Below are 15,289 nucleotides of genomic sequence, written 5' to 3'. Positions count from 1 at the left end.
GTCCGAAAACCTAGCAATGCCGAACACCAGCAAAAGTTTGCTGACATTCAAAATGTCCACTCCTCAACCGGGGGGTATGAGAAGCGGAACCAATAATAATATTGGCACTGACATTCATCGACACACTATTGAGTTCTCAAAGAACACACGCACAAGCCTCTACCCGCAACATTTTCAGAGGGGCTTCGGCAGGGCAACTGTTCCAACCTAGCGCAGACAACCCGACCGAAGCAAGTTCGGAAGGAGTGAGTCTGGCCAGACGATCAATCAGGCGCTCATCGTGACTCCGGGGGAGTCCGTGTCGCTCTGACTCGAATAAAGTTACGTGGCGACTAACGCGAAGTCAAATCGCCTGGTCAGGAGGCTATTTCGCCGCACCGACGCGCTCGACCCGTCCACCCAGCGCCTGCATCTGCTCGACGAAGTTGGGGTAGCCGCGGTCGATGTGGAAGACGTCGTGCACCTCGGTGACGCCATCGGCGACGAGGCCGGCCAGCACCAGGCCCGCGCCGGCGCGGATGTCGGAGGACCAGACCGGCGCGCTGGACAGGCGCGGGATGCCGCGGACCACGGCGTGGTGGCCGTCGGTGCGGGCGTCGGCGCCGAGCCGGATCATCTCCTCGACGAAACGGAACCGTGCCTCGAAGACGTTCTCGGTGATCATCGAGGTGCCGTCGGCGATGGCGGCCAGGCCGATCGCCATCGGCTGCAGGTCGGTGGGGAACCCGGGGAACGGCAGGGTCGCGAAGTTCACCGCGCGCGGCCGCTCGGGCTGCACGACGCGGAAACCGTTGGGCTCGTAGGAGATCCGGGCGCCGGCGGCGCGCAGCTTGTCCAGCACGAGGGCCAGGTGCTTGGGGTTCACCCCGGTGACGCGCACGTCGCCGGTGGTCATCGCGGCCGCGATCCCCCAGGTGGCGGCGACGATCCGGTCGCCGATCACGCGATGGGTGGTGGGCGAGAGGCTCTTGACGCCCTGGACGGTGAGCACCGAGGAGCCCGCGCCCTCGATCCGCGCGCCCATCTGCACCAGCATCTGGCACAGGTCGACGATGTCGGGCTCGCGGGCCGCGTTGTCGATGACCGTCTCCCCCTCGGCCAGCACCGCGGCCATCAGGATGTTCTCGGTCGCGCCGACCGACGGGAAGTCCAGCCGGATGCGCGCGCCCTGCAGCTCGTCGGCCTTGGCCACGACGCAGCCGTGCTCGATCTCGCTGGTCGCGCCGAGCAGCCGCAGGCCCTGCTGGTGCATGTCCAGCGGGCGCGAGCCGATCGCGTCGCCGCCGGGCAGCGCCACGACCGCGCGCTTACAGCGCGCCATCAGCGGACCGAGCACACACACCGAGGCGCGGAACTGGGTGACCGCCGGGAAGTCGGCGTGGTACTTGGGCTCGGGCGGGGTGACGATCGTGCAGACCGAGCGGTCGCCGCTCTCGTCGTCGGAGATGGTCACGTCGCAACCGAGGCCACGCAGCACATCGGCCATCAGCGGGACATCGAGGATGTCCGGGCAGTTGGTGATGGTGGTCGTACCCTCGGCCAGCAAAGCGGCGGCCATCAGCTTCAGCACGCTGTTCTTCGCGCCGCCGACCGCGACCTCGCCGACGAGCTGATTACCGCCGGAGACCAGAAACCGTTCGCTCACCCCGCCAGCTTATCGACCGTTGGGTGCCGACACGCCCCCGACGCCAAACCGGCCGATCCCGGCGGTGGCGAATCGCTTTCAGCGCTCGCGTCCGCCACCGGGCTGCCAGAGCACATCGCCCTCGGGATTGGTCGCGCGACTGAGGATGAACAGCAGGTCGGAGAGCCGATTGAGGTACTTGGCGGGCAGCACGCTGGTGTCGTCGGGGTGCGCCTCGACGGCGGCCCAGGCGGCGCGCTCGGCGCGTCGCACCACGGTGCGGGCTGTGTGCAACAACGCAGCGAGCGGGGTGCCGCCGGGCAGGATGAACGAATTCAGCGGTGCCAGACCGTCGTTGAATTCGTCGCACCACGCCTCGAGGCGGTCGATGTAGGGCTGGGTGATCCGCAGCGGCGGGTACTTCGGTTCGGCGACGACCGGGGTGGACAGATCGGCGCCCGCGTCGAACAGGTCGTTCTGGATCTGGCGCAGCACCGCGAGCACGGCCGGTTCCGGCGCGCCGAGTGCCACCGCGACGCCGAGCGCGGCGTTGGCTTCGTCGCAGTCGGCGTAGGCGATCAGGCGCGGGTCGTTCTTGGGCACCCGGGAGAAATCGCTCAGGCCGGTGGTCCCGTCGTCACCGGTGCGGGTATAGATCCTGGTCAGGTGGACGCTCACGCCGGGCCTCCTCGGGTACGGCGGGCGCGGTCGGAGGGCCGCGACTCCATCCAGGACAGAAAAGCCGCCATCGATCCGCGGTCGAGCGCGAGCTCGAAACTGTTGTGCGGGTCGGTGACGGCTACGACGACCAGGTCCTCGGTCATGATGTCGAATTCATCGCCTTGCGGGGCGCGGCGTTCGACGATCTCGAGTCCCTGCCGGTGCACGGTGCTGTCGGGGCCGAACTTCAGGCTGGTCAGCTTGAAGAAGACCAACCGGTCCTCCTCGTAGCGGATGAGGCCGTGTCGCCAGCCCTGGCCGCCGCGCGCGGGCAATCCCCGCAGCAGCGCGGCCGTCCCGCCGCGGCGCAGCATGACCAGGCGGTAGGTCGAAGCACCGGCGACGAACACGAGCGTCAGCACCAGAATGATCAGGAGAACCATCCCGGTTTGCAATGCCGTACGCCCTTTCGCTCTACCCGGTGCCGGAAGACACCCCCAACCGACATTCAATCACGCCGGAAACGACCGCCTTCGCCGGGTTCGCGGAATCCCGGCGGATACAGCACTGCCGGCGGCGAACCGAAGTTCGCCGCCGGCAGCGGGTAGTGCTCGTACGGTCAGGCGGACGCGGTGGCTTCCACCGCGCGCACCTGGCCCTGCGCGACGCGCAGTTCCACCTCGGTGGCGCTGTCGTCGGAGAGGACCCGGCGGGCCTCCTCGATGTCGACCTCGCCCGCGAGATCCGCGGACTCGGCCAGCACCCGCACGGTGTCGGCGGTCACCGAGAAGAAGCCGCCGTGCACCGCGGCGACGATCGTCTCACCGTCGGTCGACACGATCTTGACCGTGCCGCCCTCGACGAGCTGACCGAGCAGCGGCTCGTGACCGGCCATGATGCCGATCTGCCCCTCGGTGGTCTGCGCGCTGACGAACTTGGCCTGGCCGGACCAGAGCTTACGTTCGACCGCGACCAGATCGACTGTCATTTCCGCCATGGATGACTACTTTCCGGCGATCTTCTTGGCGGCCGCCTCGACGTCGTCGAGACCACCGCAGGAGTTGAACGCCTGCTCCGGGAAGTGGTCGAACTCGCCCTTGCAGACGCGATCGAAGTCGTCGATGGTCTGCTCCAGCGGCACGACCGAGCCCGGCTGACCGGTGAACTTCTCGGCCACGATGAAGTTCTGGCCGAGGAACTTCTCCAGACGACGGGCGCGGCCGACGAGGACCTTGTCCTCTTCGGAGAGCTCGTCCATACCGAGGATGGCGATGATGTCCTGCAGTTCCTTGTACTTCTGCAGGATCCGCTTCACCTCGTTGGCCACGCGGAAGTGACGCTCGCCGACGATCGAGGCCTCGAGAATACGAGAGGTCGAGGTCAGCGGGTCGACGGCCGGGTAGATGCCCTTCTGCGAGATCGGGCGGGAGAGCTCGGTCGTCGCGTCCAGGTGGGCGAAGGTGGTCGCAGGCGCCGGGTCGGTGTAGTCGTCGGCGGGGACGTAGATCGCCTGCAGCGAGGTGATCGAGCGACCACGGGTCGAGGTGATGCGCTCCTGGAGCTCACCCATCTCGTCGGCCAGCGTCGGCTGGTAACCCACGGCCGAAGGCATACGACCCAGCAGGGTCGAGACCTCGGAACCGGCCTGGGTGAACCGGAAGATGTTGTCGATGAACAGCAGCACGTCCTGGTGCTGCACATCGCGGAAGTACTCCGCCATGGTCAGCGCGGACAGGGCCACGCGCATACGCGTGCCCGGCGGCTCGTCCATCTGGCCGAAGACGAGGGCGGTGTCCTGCAGGACGCCCATCTCTTCCATTTCCAGGTGGAGGTCGGTGCCCTCACGGGTACGCTCACCGACGCCCGCGAACACCGAGGTGCCGGAGAACTCGCGAGCGATACGGGTGATCATCTCCTGGATCAGCACGGTCTTGCCGACACCGGCACCACCGAACAGACCGATCTTGCCGCCCTTGACGTACGGGGTCAGCAGGTCGATGACCTTGACGCCGGTCTCGAGCATCTCGGTCTTACCCTCGAGCTGGTCGAAGCTCGGGGGCTTGCGGTGGATGCCCCACTGCTCGCCGTCGCGGCCGAGGCCGGGCGAGTCGAGGCAGTCGCCCAGGGCGTTGAACACGTGGCCCTTGACGATGTCGCCGACGGGCACCGAGATCGGCTTGCCCGAGTCGGTGACGCTCGCGCCACGGACCAGGCCGTCGGTCGGCTGCATCGAGATGGTGCGCACGATGTTGTCGCCGAGGTGCTGGGCGACCTCGAGGGTCAGGGTCTTGGCCACCGACGCCAGCTTGATGTCGGCGTGCAGAGCGTTGAACAGCTCGGGGATGGCGCCACGCGGGAACTCGACGTCCACGACGGGGCCGATGACACGGACGACGCGACCGGCGGTTGCGCCCGCCTTGCTCGCGTTGTCCTGAGTGACAGCTGCGGTCATTAGATTGGTTCTCTTCCTGCGCTTCTAGTCGCGGTCCGAGCTCGACGCCAGCGCGTTCACGCCGCCGACGATTTCGCTGATTTCCTGCGTGATCTGGGCCTGACGCACCGAGTTCGCCTCGCGCTGGAGCACACTGGCCAGCTCGTTGGCGTTGTCGGTGGCCGCCTTCATTGCGGTGCGCCGAGCCGCGGACTCGGATGCCGCTGCCTCGAGCAACGATGAGTAGATACGCGTGTTGATGTACTTGGGCAGCAGTGCGCCCAGCAGCACATCGGCGTCCGGCTCGAATTCGTACTGCGCCGTCACCACCGCGTTCGGCGAGTCCGACAGCATGTCGTCACCGAGTGCGAAGTTCTCGTCGACGAAGCTGACCTGGATCGGCGCCAGGCGGCGCACCTCCGGGTTCTGGGTCAGCATCGAGACGAACTTGGTGTACACGATGTGCAGCTCGTCGACGCCCGCGATGGTTCCGGTGCCGTCGAGCGAGGCGACCTCGCCCTCGGAGCCGGCCATGAAGGCCTCGACCAGGTGACCGCAGGCGGCCGACGCATCGGTGTACTTCGGCTGCTGCGAGAAGCCGGTCCACGACGCCTGGAAGGGACGGTTGCGGAACTTGTAGTACGTGAGGCCCTTGTTGCCCATCACGTACAGCACCGGCTCCTTGCCGTCGCCACGCAGGGTGGTCATGAGCTCCTCGGCGCGCTTGAGCACGTTGGAGTTGTAGCCACCGCACATACCGCTGTCACTGGTGATCACCAGGACCGCGGCCCGCTTCGGGTTCGGACGCTCGTTGAGCAGCGGGTGCGCCAGGTTCTTCGACGCGCTCGCCAGCTCGCCGAGGACCTTGGTGATCTCCTCGGCGTACGGCTTGGCCGCGGCGACCCTGGCCTGGGCCTTGGAAATTCGCGAGGTCGCGATCAGTTCCTGAGCCTTGGTGATCTTCTTGATCGAATTCACACCACGAATACGGGAGCGCAATTCGCGCAAACTTGCCACTAGCGGTTCACACTCCCTTCATTCGCCAGATCGGAAATTGCCGACATCAGTTCTGACCCGGCTTACTTCTCGACGTGCTTGCGGGTGACCGACAGCGACTCGACCTCTTCGTGCTCCAGGTCGCCCGCGGCGGCCTCGTTCACGACGCGGCTGCCGTCGGAAGCCAGGAAGCCCTGCTTGAACTTGTCGGTCTCGGACTTGATCGCGTCGGCGGCCTCACCGTCGAGCGGCTTGCGGCCACCCTCGAGGGCGTCGAAGGACGACTGGGTCGAGCTGTGCAGGTACTCGAGCAGCTCGGCGGTGAAGCGACGCACGTCGCCGACCGGAACCGAGTCGTAGTAGCCGGCGTCGACCAGGTAGATCGAGACGACCTGATCCTCGACCGCGACCGGGGAGTACTGGTTCTGCTTGAGCAGCTCCACCCAGCGGGCACCACGCTCGAGCTGGGCCAGCGAAGCGGCGTCCAGGTCGGAGGCGAAGGCGGAGAACGCCTCCAGCTCGCGGTACTGGGCCATTTCCAGACGCAGCGAACCGGCGACCTTCTTCATGGCCTTGGTCTGGGCGGCGCCACCGACACGGGAGACCGAGGTACCGACGTTGATCGCCGGACGGACACCCTTGTTGAACAGGTCGGACTCGAGGAAGACCTGGCCGTCGGTGATGGAGATGACGTTGGTCGGGATGAACGCCGAGACGTCGTTGGCCTTGGTCTCGATGATCGGCAGACCGGTCATCGAGCCCGCGCCCATCTCGTCGGACAGCTTCGCGCAACGCTCCAGCAGGCGGGAGTGCAGGTAGAAGACGTCACCCGGGTACGCCTCGCGGCCCGGCGGGCGGCGCAGCAGCAGCGAGATGGCGCGGTAGGCCTCGGCCTGCTTGGTCAGGTCGTCGAACACGATCAGGACGTGCTTGCCCTGGTACATCCAGTGCTGGCCGATGGCCGAACCGGTGTATGGGGCCAGCCACTTGAAGCCGGCGGAATCCGAGGCGGGGGCGGCGACGATGGTGGTGTACTCCATCGCGCCGTGCTCCTCGAGCGCGGTCTTGACGCCCGCGATGGTGGAGCCCTTCTGGCCGATCGCGACGTAGATGCAGCGAACCTGCTTGCTGGGGTCGCCCGACTCCCAGTTCGCCTTCTGGTTCAGGATCGCGTCGACGGCGACGGCGGTCTTGCCGGTCTTGCGGTCGCCGATGATCAGCTGACGCTGGCCGCGGCCGATGGCGGTCAGCGCGTCGATCGCGGTGATACCGGTGGCCAGCGGCTCCTCGACCGGCTGGCGCTCCAGCACGGTCGCGGCCTGCAGCTCGAGCACGCGGCGGTCGTCGGCCTCGATCTCGCCGAGGCCGTCGATCGGCTGGCCGAGCGGGTTGACCACGCGACCGAGGAACTTGTCGCCGACGGGAACCGACAGCACGTCGCCGGTGCGACGGACCTGCTGGCCCTCTTCCAGCGAGGCGTACTCGCCGAGGATGACGGCACCGATCTCGGTGTCCTCGAGGTTCAGCGCGACGCCCAGGACGCCGCCCGGGAACTCGAGCAGCTCGTTGGCCATCGCCGAAGGCAGACCGCTGACGTGCGCGATGCCGTCACCGGTGTCGGTCACGGTGCCGACTTCTTCGATGGAGGTTTCCGGGGTGTAGCTCTGGGTGTAGCTCTCGATCGCGCTACGGATCTCGTCGGAGGAGATCGTCAGCTCCGCCATGTTGTTCCTGCTCTCGCTGTGGTCTCGAATGTCGGGGGTTGGAGTAGAGCTGCTGGCTAGGACAGTGCCCGGCGCAGCTTCTCCAGTCGGCCGGTGGCGCTGCCGTCGATGACGTCGTCTCCGACGCGCACGACGACGCCGCTCAGCAGCGTCGGGTCGACCTGCACGTGCACGGTGACCGCCTTGCCGTAGATCCGCTGCAGGGAAGCCGAGAGCTTCGCCTTCTGCTGATCGGTCAGCTCGACCGCGGCGTGCGCGTGGGCGACGATCTGGTCACGACGGGCCGCCGCCAGATCGGACAGGGCGCCGAAGGCGACGCCGATGTTGTTGGTCCGCAGTCGGGTCACCGCCTGCTCGGCCAGCGCCAGGGTGATCGGCTCGGCCTTGCCGGTCAGCAGCCGCTCGATCAGCTCGCGCCGCGCCGTGGCGGGCTTACCCTGATCGGACAGTGCCTGCTCCAGCTGCGGGTTGTCGGCGATGATGCGGCCGAGCCGGAACAGCTCGTCCTCCACCGCGTCCAGCCGGCCCGCGTCGGCGGCCGACTCCAGCAGAGCTTCCTGCCCGAGCAGCACCAGGGTGTCGACCAGATCACGGGTGCGCGACCAGTTCTGCGCCACCGCGGTGGTCAGCACTGCCTGCGTGGCAGCGCTGACCTTGCCGCCGAAGATCCGCTCACTGAGTTCAGCGCGCGCCGAACCCGGCACCGACACGTCCGCGAGCGCCACACGCAGCGAACGCTGGTCGTCCAGCACGGCGACAACGGCGAACAGTTCCGACCCCGTTGTGGCCGCAACAGTTTCGCTTCCGGTCAGAGCGGCCCGAAGCGCCTCCCGGGACCGGGAGCTGGCCTCGCGGCTCGCTGCGTACATGCTTCTCACTTTCGCGTCGTTACCTTCCGACCCCGATGGCATCGGTGTCGTCGAGTTCGCTGAGGAACTTGTCGATCGACGCCGCCTGCTTGGCCTCGTCCGAGACAGACTGGCCGATGATCTTCTCGGCCAGGTCGACGGCCGTGCGGCCGACCTCGGAACGCAGCTCGGTCAGGATCTGCTGGCGCTGGGCTTCCAGCTGGGAGTGACCGGCGGCGACGATACGGTCGCTTTCGGCCTGGGCATCCGTGCGCATCTGCGCGAGGATCTGCTGACCCTGGGTGCGAGCATCCTCGCGGATCTTCGCGGCCTCGAGCCGGGCGTCGGCCAGCTGCTGCTGGTACTGCTGCAGCGTCTGCTGTGCTTCTTCCTGGGCGGCTTCGGCCCTGGCGATACCGCCTTCGATCTTGTCGGCACGCTCATCGAGGGTCTTGGTCACACGTGGGATCACGTACTTCCAGAACAGCAGACCGATGATGGCGACGCAGACGATCGACCAGACGATGTCGTACGTTTCGGGGATGAGAGGATTCACATCCTCTCCCCCTTCGGCAGCGAGCGTGATGAGTTCGCGCATCGGAATCAGAAGATGAAGCCGGCGACGAGGCCGATCAGCGCCAGGGCCTCGGTGAACGCGATACCGAGGAACATGTTGGTACGGATCTGGCCGGCCAGCTCGGGCTGACGCGAGAAGCCCTCGATGGCCTTACCGACGACGATACCCACGCCGATGCCGGGGCCGATCGCGGCGAGACCGTAGCCGATGGCGCCGAAGCCCTTGAAGGTGCTCTCGGTGTTCGCGGCTTCCTGGGCCAGGTAAGCGAGGCTCATGAGTCTTCTTTCCCTTTCTGTTGCTCACCCGCCGGTCGGCGTGTGTAGCAGGTTTGGCAGTACTGGTGTGGAAACAGGTCAGTGGTCGGCAGCGTGCTGAGCGAGGCTGATGTACACCGCGGTCAGCAGGGCGAACACGTACGCCTGCAGGAAGATGACCAACAGTTCGAACAGCGTGAAGCCGATGCCCGCGAGCAGCGAGAAGGGCGAGAAGACCTTCATCCACGCGGTGGCATCGAAGAGGAAGAACCAGGTGGCGCTGAAGAACAGCACCAGCATGATGTGGCCCGCGAGCATGTTGGCCATGAGTCGCACGGTGAGCGTGAAGGGCCGCAGGATGAAGGTCGAGACGAACTCGATCGGGATCAGCAGCAGGTGCAGGGCCGGCGGCACATCGGGAACCACGATCGAGGAGCGCACGTACTTGAAGAAGCCGTACTTGCGGATACCGACGTAGTTGAACGCGATGTAGGCGATCGCCGCGAGCACCAGCGGCATGCCGACGCGCGCGTTCGAGGAGATGTTCAGGAACGGCACCACACTGGAGAAGTTCAGGAACAGCACCGTGAAGAAGATCGTCGCGATCAGCGGGAGGAACCTCTTACCGGTTTCCTTGCCGAGGACCTCGTCGCAGATCTGCTCCTTGACGAAAACCACCGCGGTTTCCATCACGTTCTGCAGGCCGCGCGGAACGATCTTCGGCGAGCGGAAAGCCAGCGCGAAGACGATCACCACAACGGCGGTCATCAGCAGCCGGATCAGCATCAGGCGATCGAGTTCGAACGGCGTACCCTCGAACAGCACTGCTGGAGGGAAGAAGTCGGACAGCGATGGCGCGTGGAACTCGCCCGCCGCCAAAGTGATGACGCTCAGCGTTCTCTCCCGTGTTCGGGCCGCGGGTACGACGGTCATTCCCGCGGTTCGATCGGACATTGACGATCAATGGGGTCGACTCTGGTCGGCTCGAAATTCGACAGCTGCTCATACGGTGTAACCCATATCGCTGCTGTTCGGGCGTCGGCGACATCGTCGACATGCTTCAACCGGGCACATTCCACCCGGATCGGCAGTAAGCATAGCGGCACCGGGCAGGATCTGGGCGATCCCCCCTGGTAACCCGAGGCGATACCCCGATTCCTCCCGGGCGGCGCCTCCAGCTTGGGTGCTTGCTTACCAACACTTTACCAAGCTATCTACGACGTTGTGTAGCTGGGTGGGATTATTCCTGCTCGGAAGCCGTTTCGCCGTCCCCCGCGCGTGTCGTGACGTACGGAACCTTCACGCTCACAACGCCATACGTCTCCGCGCCGAGCACCACCAGCAGGGCCCCGACCACGGTGAAGAACAGCGCGGGCCTGCTGTAGAAGTCGAACTGGTTGAGCACACCCACCACGACCAGCGCCACCAGCAGTTTTCCCACCCAGCTGACCAGCATGACCAGGCCTGCCGTGCTCGGCGGCAGCTTGGCGCCGAGCAGCACGGCGACCACGGTGGTGAGGATGAACCCCCCGCCGATGGCCGCGCCGAGCAGGGCGCCCCACAGGCCGGGTGTCCCGGCGACGAGGGTGGCGATCACCACCGAGGCGACCACGAGGACGCCCAGGCCGATCAGGCCGTAGCGCAGCGCGGCGCGCAGCGGGGCGTCGGGGCCGGGCACGGTTTCCGGTGTAAAGCTCACGGCCCGCACTTTACCTTGCGGGCCGAGCTCACCGGTTGGCCGACTCCACCCGGCGCATCGACGGGATCGCGGTCACTACCAGCGCGAACACCAATCCGCCCGCCACCAGCAGCACCACCAGCCGCCGATCCATCAGCGAAGTGCCCACCGCGCCGAAGGCCAGCACGCCCACCCACAAATAGATCAGCAGAACCACGCGGCGCTGAGAATGCCCGATCTGTAGCAATCGGTGATGAAGATGCATTTTGTCCGGTGTGGAGAAACTCACGCCGGCGCGCACCCGGCGCACGATCGCGAGCAGAAGATCGAGCACCGGAATGAACATCACCGCGCCCACCAGCAACAGCGGCGAGAGCAAACCCACAATGTCGCGCGGGCCGTAGCCCTGCAGCGGAATTCGGCCGGAGGCGCCGGTGGAAACGGCGGCCAGCATCAAACCGATCATCATCGATCCGGTGTCGCCCATGAATATCCGGGCCGGTGAGAAATTGTGCGGAAGAAATCCGAGGCAGGCACCGGCCAGCGCGGCGGCCAGCAACGCGGGCGGATAGGTGTCCACCGAGCCGCCCTGGTCGTAGAGCAAACCGATGGAGAACGCGAAAACCGCGACCGCGCAGATCAAACCGAGCCCGGCGGCCAGGCCGTCGAGACCGTCCACGAAATTCATCGCGTTCACCAGGGTGACGGTGATACCGACGGTCACCAGGCCGCCCTGCAACGCGTCGAGGACCACCGTGGTGTCGTTGAACGGGTCGTAGATGACGTACCAGCTCAGGCCCATCACCGCCATCACGCCCGCCGCGGTGACCTGGCCGACGAATTTGGTGAGCGCGTCCAGGCCCCAGCGGTCGTCCACGATGCCGACCAGCACGATGATCGTCGCCGCCACCAGCACGGCGGGAATATCGGGCGCGTAATCGAAGCCGCGGCGCAGCGCGGGCAATTGGTGCGCGAACAGCACCGCGGCCACGACGCCGACGTACATGCCGACGCCGCCCATCCGCGGAATCGGCTTGACGTGCACGTCGCGTTCCCGGGGCACCGCGACGGCGCCGAAGCCGATCGCGAGCATCCGGACGCCACCGGTCGCCAGGAAGGTGACGGTGGCCGAGACGAGCAGCACGAGCAGCAGCTCGCGCAGGGGAACGACAGAGCTCATCGGATGCGTGCGATCACCGAGGCGCGGAGCTGGTCAGCGCCTCGGGGAGCATCCCGAGCACCTCGGCGATCTCGGCGATCGGCACCGCGCCCTCGCGCAGCACGCGCGGCTGGTCGGCGGTGAGGTCGACGATGGTGGAGGGCACCGCGTGGGTGGCCGGACCGCCGTCGAGATAGACACTGGCCAGCGAACCGAGCTGCTCGCGCGCCTGCTCGACGGTGGTGGCGGGCGGCTGACCCGAGACGTTCGCGCTCGACACCGCCAGCGGGCCGACCTCGCGCAGCAATTCCAGCGCCACCGGGTGCAACGGCATGCGCAGCATCACCGTGCCGCGGGTGTCACCCAGGTCCCAGGCCAGCGAGGGCGCGGCCTGCACGACCAGGCTCAGCGCGCCGGGCCAGAAGGCGCGGATGAGGTCGCGCGCCTGCGGGCGGACCGAGAACACCAGACCGTCGATGGTGTTCCACGACCCGACCAGCACCGGGACGGGCATGTCGCGGCCGCGGCGCTTGGCGGCCAGCAGATCGGCGACGGCCGAGGAGTCGAACGCGTCGGCGGCCAGGCCGTAGACGGTGTCGGTCGGCATCACGACGAGCCGTCCGGACTTGAGCGAGCTGGTCGCGGCCGCGATCCCCGCAGTCCGAGACCCCGCATCCGCACAGTCGAAGACGCTCATGCTGTTCCGCCTCTCCGCGTATTTTTTCCGGTCGTAGGTGCGGGGTGAGTCTAGCTCTCGGGCTGACGGCTTCGTCCCGGGGGAGTTTTGGGCGTACCCGGGGAGTTGGCCGTGTTCCGGCGAGATCGGTTGTCGCGGAAGTGCTGCGTGAATGCTGCATTCCGGATATTCACCATGCAGCCTGGACAAGGCCACAGTCGCGCGGTTTGCCGGTGACCCGGCTGCCGACCGACAACCGGTCAGGCAGTAGCCGGCACGGTGCCGACGACGAAGCGTGGCTTGCCCGCGAGGTCCGGGTGTTCGACGATCTCGGCGAACCCGGCGTCCGAGAGCAGGGCGGCGACGCCCGCGCCGTTGGTGTCGTCGTGTTCGATACCGGTGGCGCCGCCGGGGCGCAGCAGGCGCGCGATGGTGGGGACCATCGCGCGGATGACGTCGAGACCGTCGGGGCCGCCGAAGAGCGCGCGGTGCGGGTCGTGGTCGGTGACCTCGGGGTCGAGCACGGCGCCGTCGGGGATGTAGGGCGGGTTGGCGACCAGCAGGTCGACGCGACCGGACAGGTCGGTGAGCAGGTCCGGGTCGGTGACATCACCGGAGTGCAGGGTGATGGGGGTGTCACCGTCGGCGATGCGGGCGTCGGCATTGCGGCGGGCCCAGTTCAGCGCGTCGGGATCGAGTTCGACGGCGTGCACGGTGGCGTCGGGGCGGGCGTGCGCCAGCGCCAGCGCCAGCGCGCCGGTGCCGGTGCACAGGTCGACCACGACCGGCGCGTGATCGTGCGGCAGCGTCTCGAGCTGGGCCAGGGCCCAGGCGAACAGCAGCTCGGTCTCCGGGCGCGGCACGAAGACCCCGGGGCCCACGGCGAGCTCGATCTCCCCCATCGCCGCGGTTCCGGTCAAGTGCTGCAACGGGATTCGCGCGACCCGCCGGTCGACGAGCTGCTCGAAGCGGTCGGCGTCGGCCCGCTCGATCATCGGTACCAGCGCCAGGCGCATGCGCTCGGTGCCCAGGATGTGCGCCGCGAGGGTCTCGGCGTCGGGCAGCGGCGAGGCCACCCCCGCCGCGGCGAGCCGGTCGGCGGCCGCGACGATCAAGGGGCGCAGGCGTACACGGTCGGTCATGGCGTCATCGGGCATGCGCGGGTCCCGTGCTACTCGGCGGCCATGCGCGCGTCGCGGTCGGCCTTGCCGAGCGCGTCGAGCAGCGCGTCCATGTCGCCGTCGAGGACGGCGTCGAGGTTGTGGGCCTTGAAGCCGATGCGGTGATCGGCGATCCGGTTCTCCGGGAAGTTGTAGGTGCGGATGCGTTCGGAACGGTCCACGGTGCGGATCTGGCTCGCGCGGCCCGCGGCGGCCTCCTGCTCGGCCTGCTCCTCGGCCAGCGCCTGCAACCGCGCGGCCAGCACCTGCATGGCGCGGGCCTTGTTCTGTAGCTGCGAGCGCTCGTTCTGGCAGGTCACCACGATGCCGGAGGGCAGGTGGGTGATGCGGACGGCGGAGTCGGTGGTGTTGACGCCCTGCCCGCCCTTGCCCGAGGACCGGTAGACATCGATGCGCAGGTCGGTCTCGTCGATCTGCACCTGCTCGACCTCGTCGGGCTCGGGGTAGATCAGCACGCCCGCCGCCGAGGTGTGGATGCGGCCCTGCGATTCGGTCACCGGCACACGCTGCACCCGGTGCACGCCACCCTCGAACTTGAAGCGCGACCACACCCCGTCGCGAGCGGCGTCGCGGCTCTTGATCGACAGCGTCGCGTCCTTGTAGCCGCCCAGGTCGGAATAGGTGACGTCGAGCGTCTCCACCTTCCAGCCGTGCCGCTCGGCGTAGCGGATGTACATGCGCGCCAGGTCGGCGGCGAACAGCGCCGATTCCTCGCCACCCTCGCCGGACTTCACCTCGAGCACCACGTCGTCGCCGTCGTGCGCGTCGCGCGGGGCCAGCAGGTCGGCCAGGGTCTGCTCCAGCTCCACCAGCTGGGCCTCGAGCCCCGGGACCTCGGCGGCGAAGGCGGAGTCGTCGGCGGCCAGCTCACGGGCGGCCTCGAGATCGTCGCGCACCGTTTCGAGCTTGCGGTAGGTGCTCATGACCGGGGCCAGCTCGGCGAAACGCTTACCCACCCGGCGCGCGGCGCCCGCGTCGTTGTGCAACGACGGATCGGCCAGCTGCGTTTCCAGGCCCTGGTACTCGGCCAGAATGTCGTCGATGGCGGACGGCTGGGTCACGGTGGGGTTCCTTCGGGTGTGCGTGGCGTGAGCTGGAACAGAAACCACCGACGCCCGGTCTGCGATGCAGAACCGGGCGTCGGAGGAGGCAACTAGGAGGCGTCGGCCTTCTTGCCCGCGCGCTTGCCGTAGCGCGCCTCGAAGCGGGCGACGCGACCGCCGGTGTCGAGGATCTTCTGCTTGCCGGTGTAGAACGGGTGGCACTGCGAGCAGACCTCGACGGTGATCTGGCCGGACTCCTTGGTGGAGCGAGTCTGGAAGGTGTTGCCGCAACCACACACGACGGTGGTGTCGACATACGTGGGGTGGATTCCTGCCTTCATGGGCGTCCTCTCGATAATGGTCGCCGGGTCGTACACCGCTGGAGCGCGGGATACGTGAACCGGAACCGACTAGGCGGGATGTCTGCGAACGCGCAGA

At 67.3% G+C, this 15,289-nt stretch carries 17 protein-coding genes; all 17 read right to left on the bottom strand.

The window, feature by feature from the left end:
- Positions 1–364: 364 nt before the first annotated feature.
- Entirely contained in the window at positions 365–1,645 is a 1,281-nt protein-coding gene (murA, locus tag ACWEMY_RS19700; RefSeq protein ID WP_452391178.1) for a UDP-N-acetylglucosamine 1-carboxyvinyltransferase, read from the bottom strand.
- Between the two features lie 78 nt (positions 1,646–1,723).
- Positions 1,724–2,302, bottom strand: a complete 579-nt coding sequence (locus tag ACWEMY_RS19695; RefSeq protein ID WP_375935085.1) for a cob(I)yrinic acid a,c-diamide adenosyltransferase — start codon at positions 2,300–2,302, stop codon at positions 1,724–1,726.
- Positions 2,299–2,727 (bottom strand): DUF2550 domain-containing protein, encoded by a 429-nt coding sequence (locus tag ACWEMY_RS19690; protein ID WP_375935082.1) that lies wholly within the window; start codon positions 2,725–2,727, stop codon positions 2,299–2,301. The genes ACWEMY_RS19695 and ACWEMY_RS19690 overlap by 4 nt, the downstream gene beginning before the upstream one ends.
- Positions 2,728–2,903: 176 nt before the next feature.
- Positions 2,904–3,281, bottom strand: a complete 378-nt coding sequence (locus ACWEMY_RS19685; protein WP_278265175.1) for a F0F1 ATP synthase subunit epsilon — start codon at positions 3,279–3,281, stop codon at positions 2,904–2,906.
- A gap of 6 nt (positions 3,282–3,287) precedes the next feature.
- Positions 3,288–4,736 (bottom strand): F0F1 ATP synthase subunit beta, encoded by a 1,449-nt coding sequence (gene atpD, locus ACWEMY_RS19680; protein ID WP_452391177.1) that lies wholly within the window; start codon positions 4,734–4,736, stop codon positions 3,288–3,290.
- Between the two features lie 24 nt (positions 4,737–4,760).
- Positions 4,761–5,732: a F0F1 ATP synthase subunit gamma gene (locus ACWEMY_RS19675; protein ID WP_375935075.1), complete on the bottom strand. Its 972-nt coding sequence runs from the start codon at positions 5,730–5,732 to the stop codon at positions 4,761–4,763.
- A 62-nt stretch (positions 5,733–5,794) separates the two neighbouring features.
- Entirely contained in the window at positions 5,795–7,435 is a 1,641-nt protein-coding gene (gene atpA / locus ACWEMY_RS19670; RefSeq protein WP_278265172.1) for a F0F1 ATP synthase subunit alpha, read from the bottom strand.
- 56 nt (positions 7,436–7,491) lie between these two features.
- Positions 7,492–8,304, bottom strand: a complete 813-nt coding sequence (locus ACWEMY_RS19665; protein WP_375935072.1) for a F0F1 ATP synthase subunit delta — start codon at positions 8,302–8,304, stop codon at positions 7,492–7,494.
- A gap of 19 nt (positions 8,305–8,323) precedes the next feature.
- On the bottom strand, positions 8,324–8,881 hold the full coding sequence (locus ACWEMY_RS19660; RefSeq protein ID WP_336088090.1) for a F0F1 ATP synthase subunit B: 558 nt from the start codon (positions 8,879–8,881) through the stop codon (positions 8,324–8,326).
- Positions 8,882–8,886: 5 nt separating this feature from the next.
- Positions 8,887–9,135, bottom strand: coding sequence for an ATP synthase F0 subunit C (locus ACWEMY_RS19655; protein WP_278265169.1), 249 nt, complete (start codon positions 9,133–9,135; stop codon positions 8,887–8,889).
- Positions 9,136–9,213: 78 nt separating this feature from the next.
- The gene (gene atpB / locus ACWEMY_RS19650; protein WP_375935067.1) at positions 9,214–10,068 is read right to left on the bottom strand and encodes a F0F1 ATP synthase subunit A; all 855 of its coding nucleotides are present in this window, start codon (positions 10,066–10,068) and stop codon (positions 9,214–9,216) included.
- A gap of 286 nt (positions 10,069–10,354) precedes the next feature.
- Positions 10,355–10,822 carry a hypothetical protein gene (locus tag ACWEMY_RS19645; protein ID WP_375935064.1) on the bottom strand — a complete coding sequence of 156 codons (468 nt, stop codon included), beginning with the start codon at positions 10,820–10,822 and terminating at the stop codon, positions 10,355–10,357.
- Between the two features lie 19 nt (positions 10,823–10,841).
- A complete protein-coding gene (locus tag ACWEMY_RS19640) occupies positions 10,842–11,972 on the bottom strand; it encodes an MraY family glycosyltransferase (protein WP_375935061.1) in 1,131 nt (376 codons plus the stop codon).
- 13 nt (positions 11,973–11,985) lie between these two features.
- Complete coding sequence (locus ACWEMY_RS19635) at positions 11,986–12,648, bottom strand: L-threonylcarbamoyladenylate synthase (protein ID WP_452391176.1); 663 nt, start codon at positions 12,646–12,648, stop codon at positions 11,986–11,988.
- Between the two features lie 239 nt (positions 12,649–12,887).
- Positions 12,888–13,769 carry a peptide chain release factor N(5)-glutamine methyltransferase gene (gene prmC, locus ACWEMY_RS19630; protein ID WP_452391175.1) on the bottom strand — a complete coding sequence of 294 codons (882 nt, stop codon included), beginning with the start codon at positions 13,767–13,769 and terminating at the stop codon, positions 12,888–12,890.
- 29 nt (positions 13,770–13,798) lie between these two features.
- Positions 13,799–14,869, bottom strand: a complete 1,071-nt coding sequence (prfA, locus tag ACWEMY_RS19625; protein WP_375935052.1) for a peptide chain release factor 1 — start codon at positions 14,867–14,869, stop codon at positions 13,799–13,801.
- A 92-nt stretch (positions 14,870–14,961) separates the two neighbouring features.
- Positions 14,962–15,192, bottom strand: coding sequence for a 50S ribosomal protein L31 (gene rpmE, locus ACWEMY_RS19620; protein ID WP_022567395.1), 231 nt, complete (start codon positions 15,190–15,192; stop codon positions 14,962–14,964).
- Between the last annotated feature and the right edge of the window lie 97 nt (positions 15,193–15,289).

The sequence above is a fragment of the Nocardia sp. NPDC004415 genome (assembly GCF_053602435.1).
The sequence above is the reverse complement of the archived record's forward strand: the minus strand, read 5'-3'. Positions and strand labels throughout refer to the sequence as shown.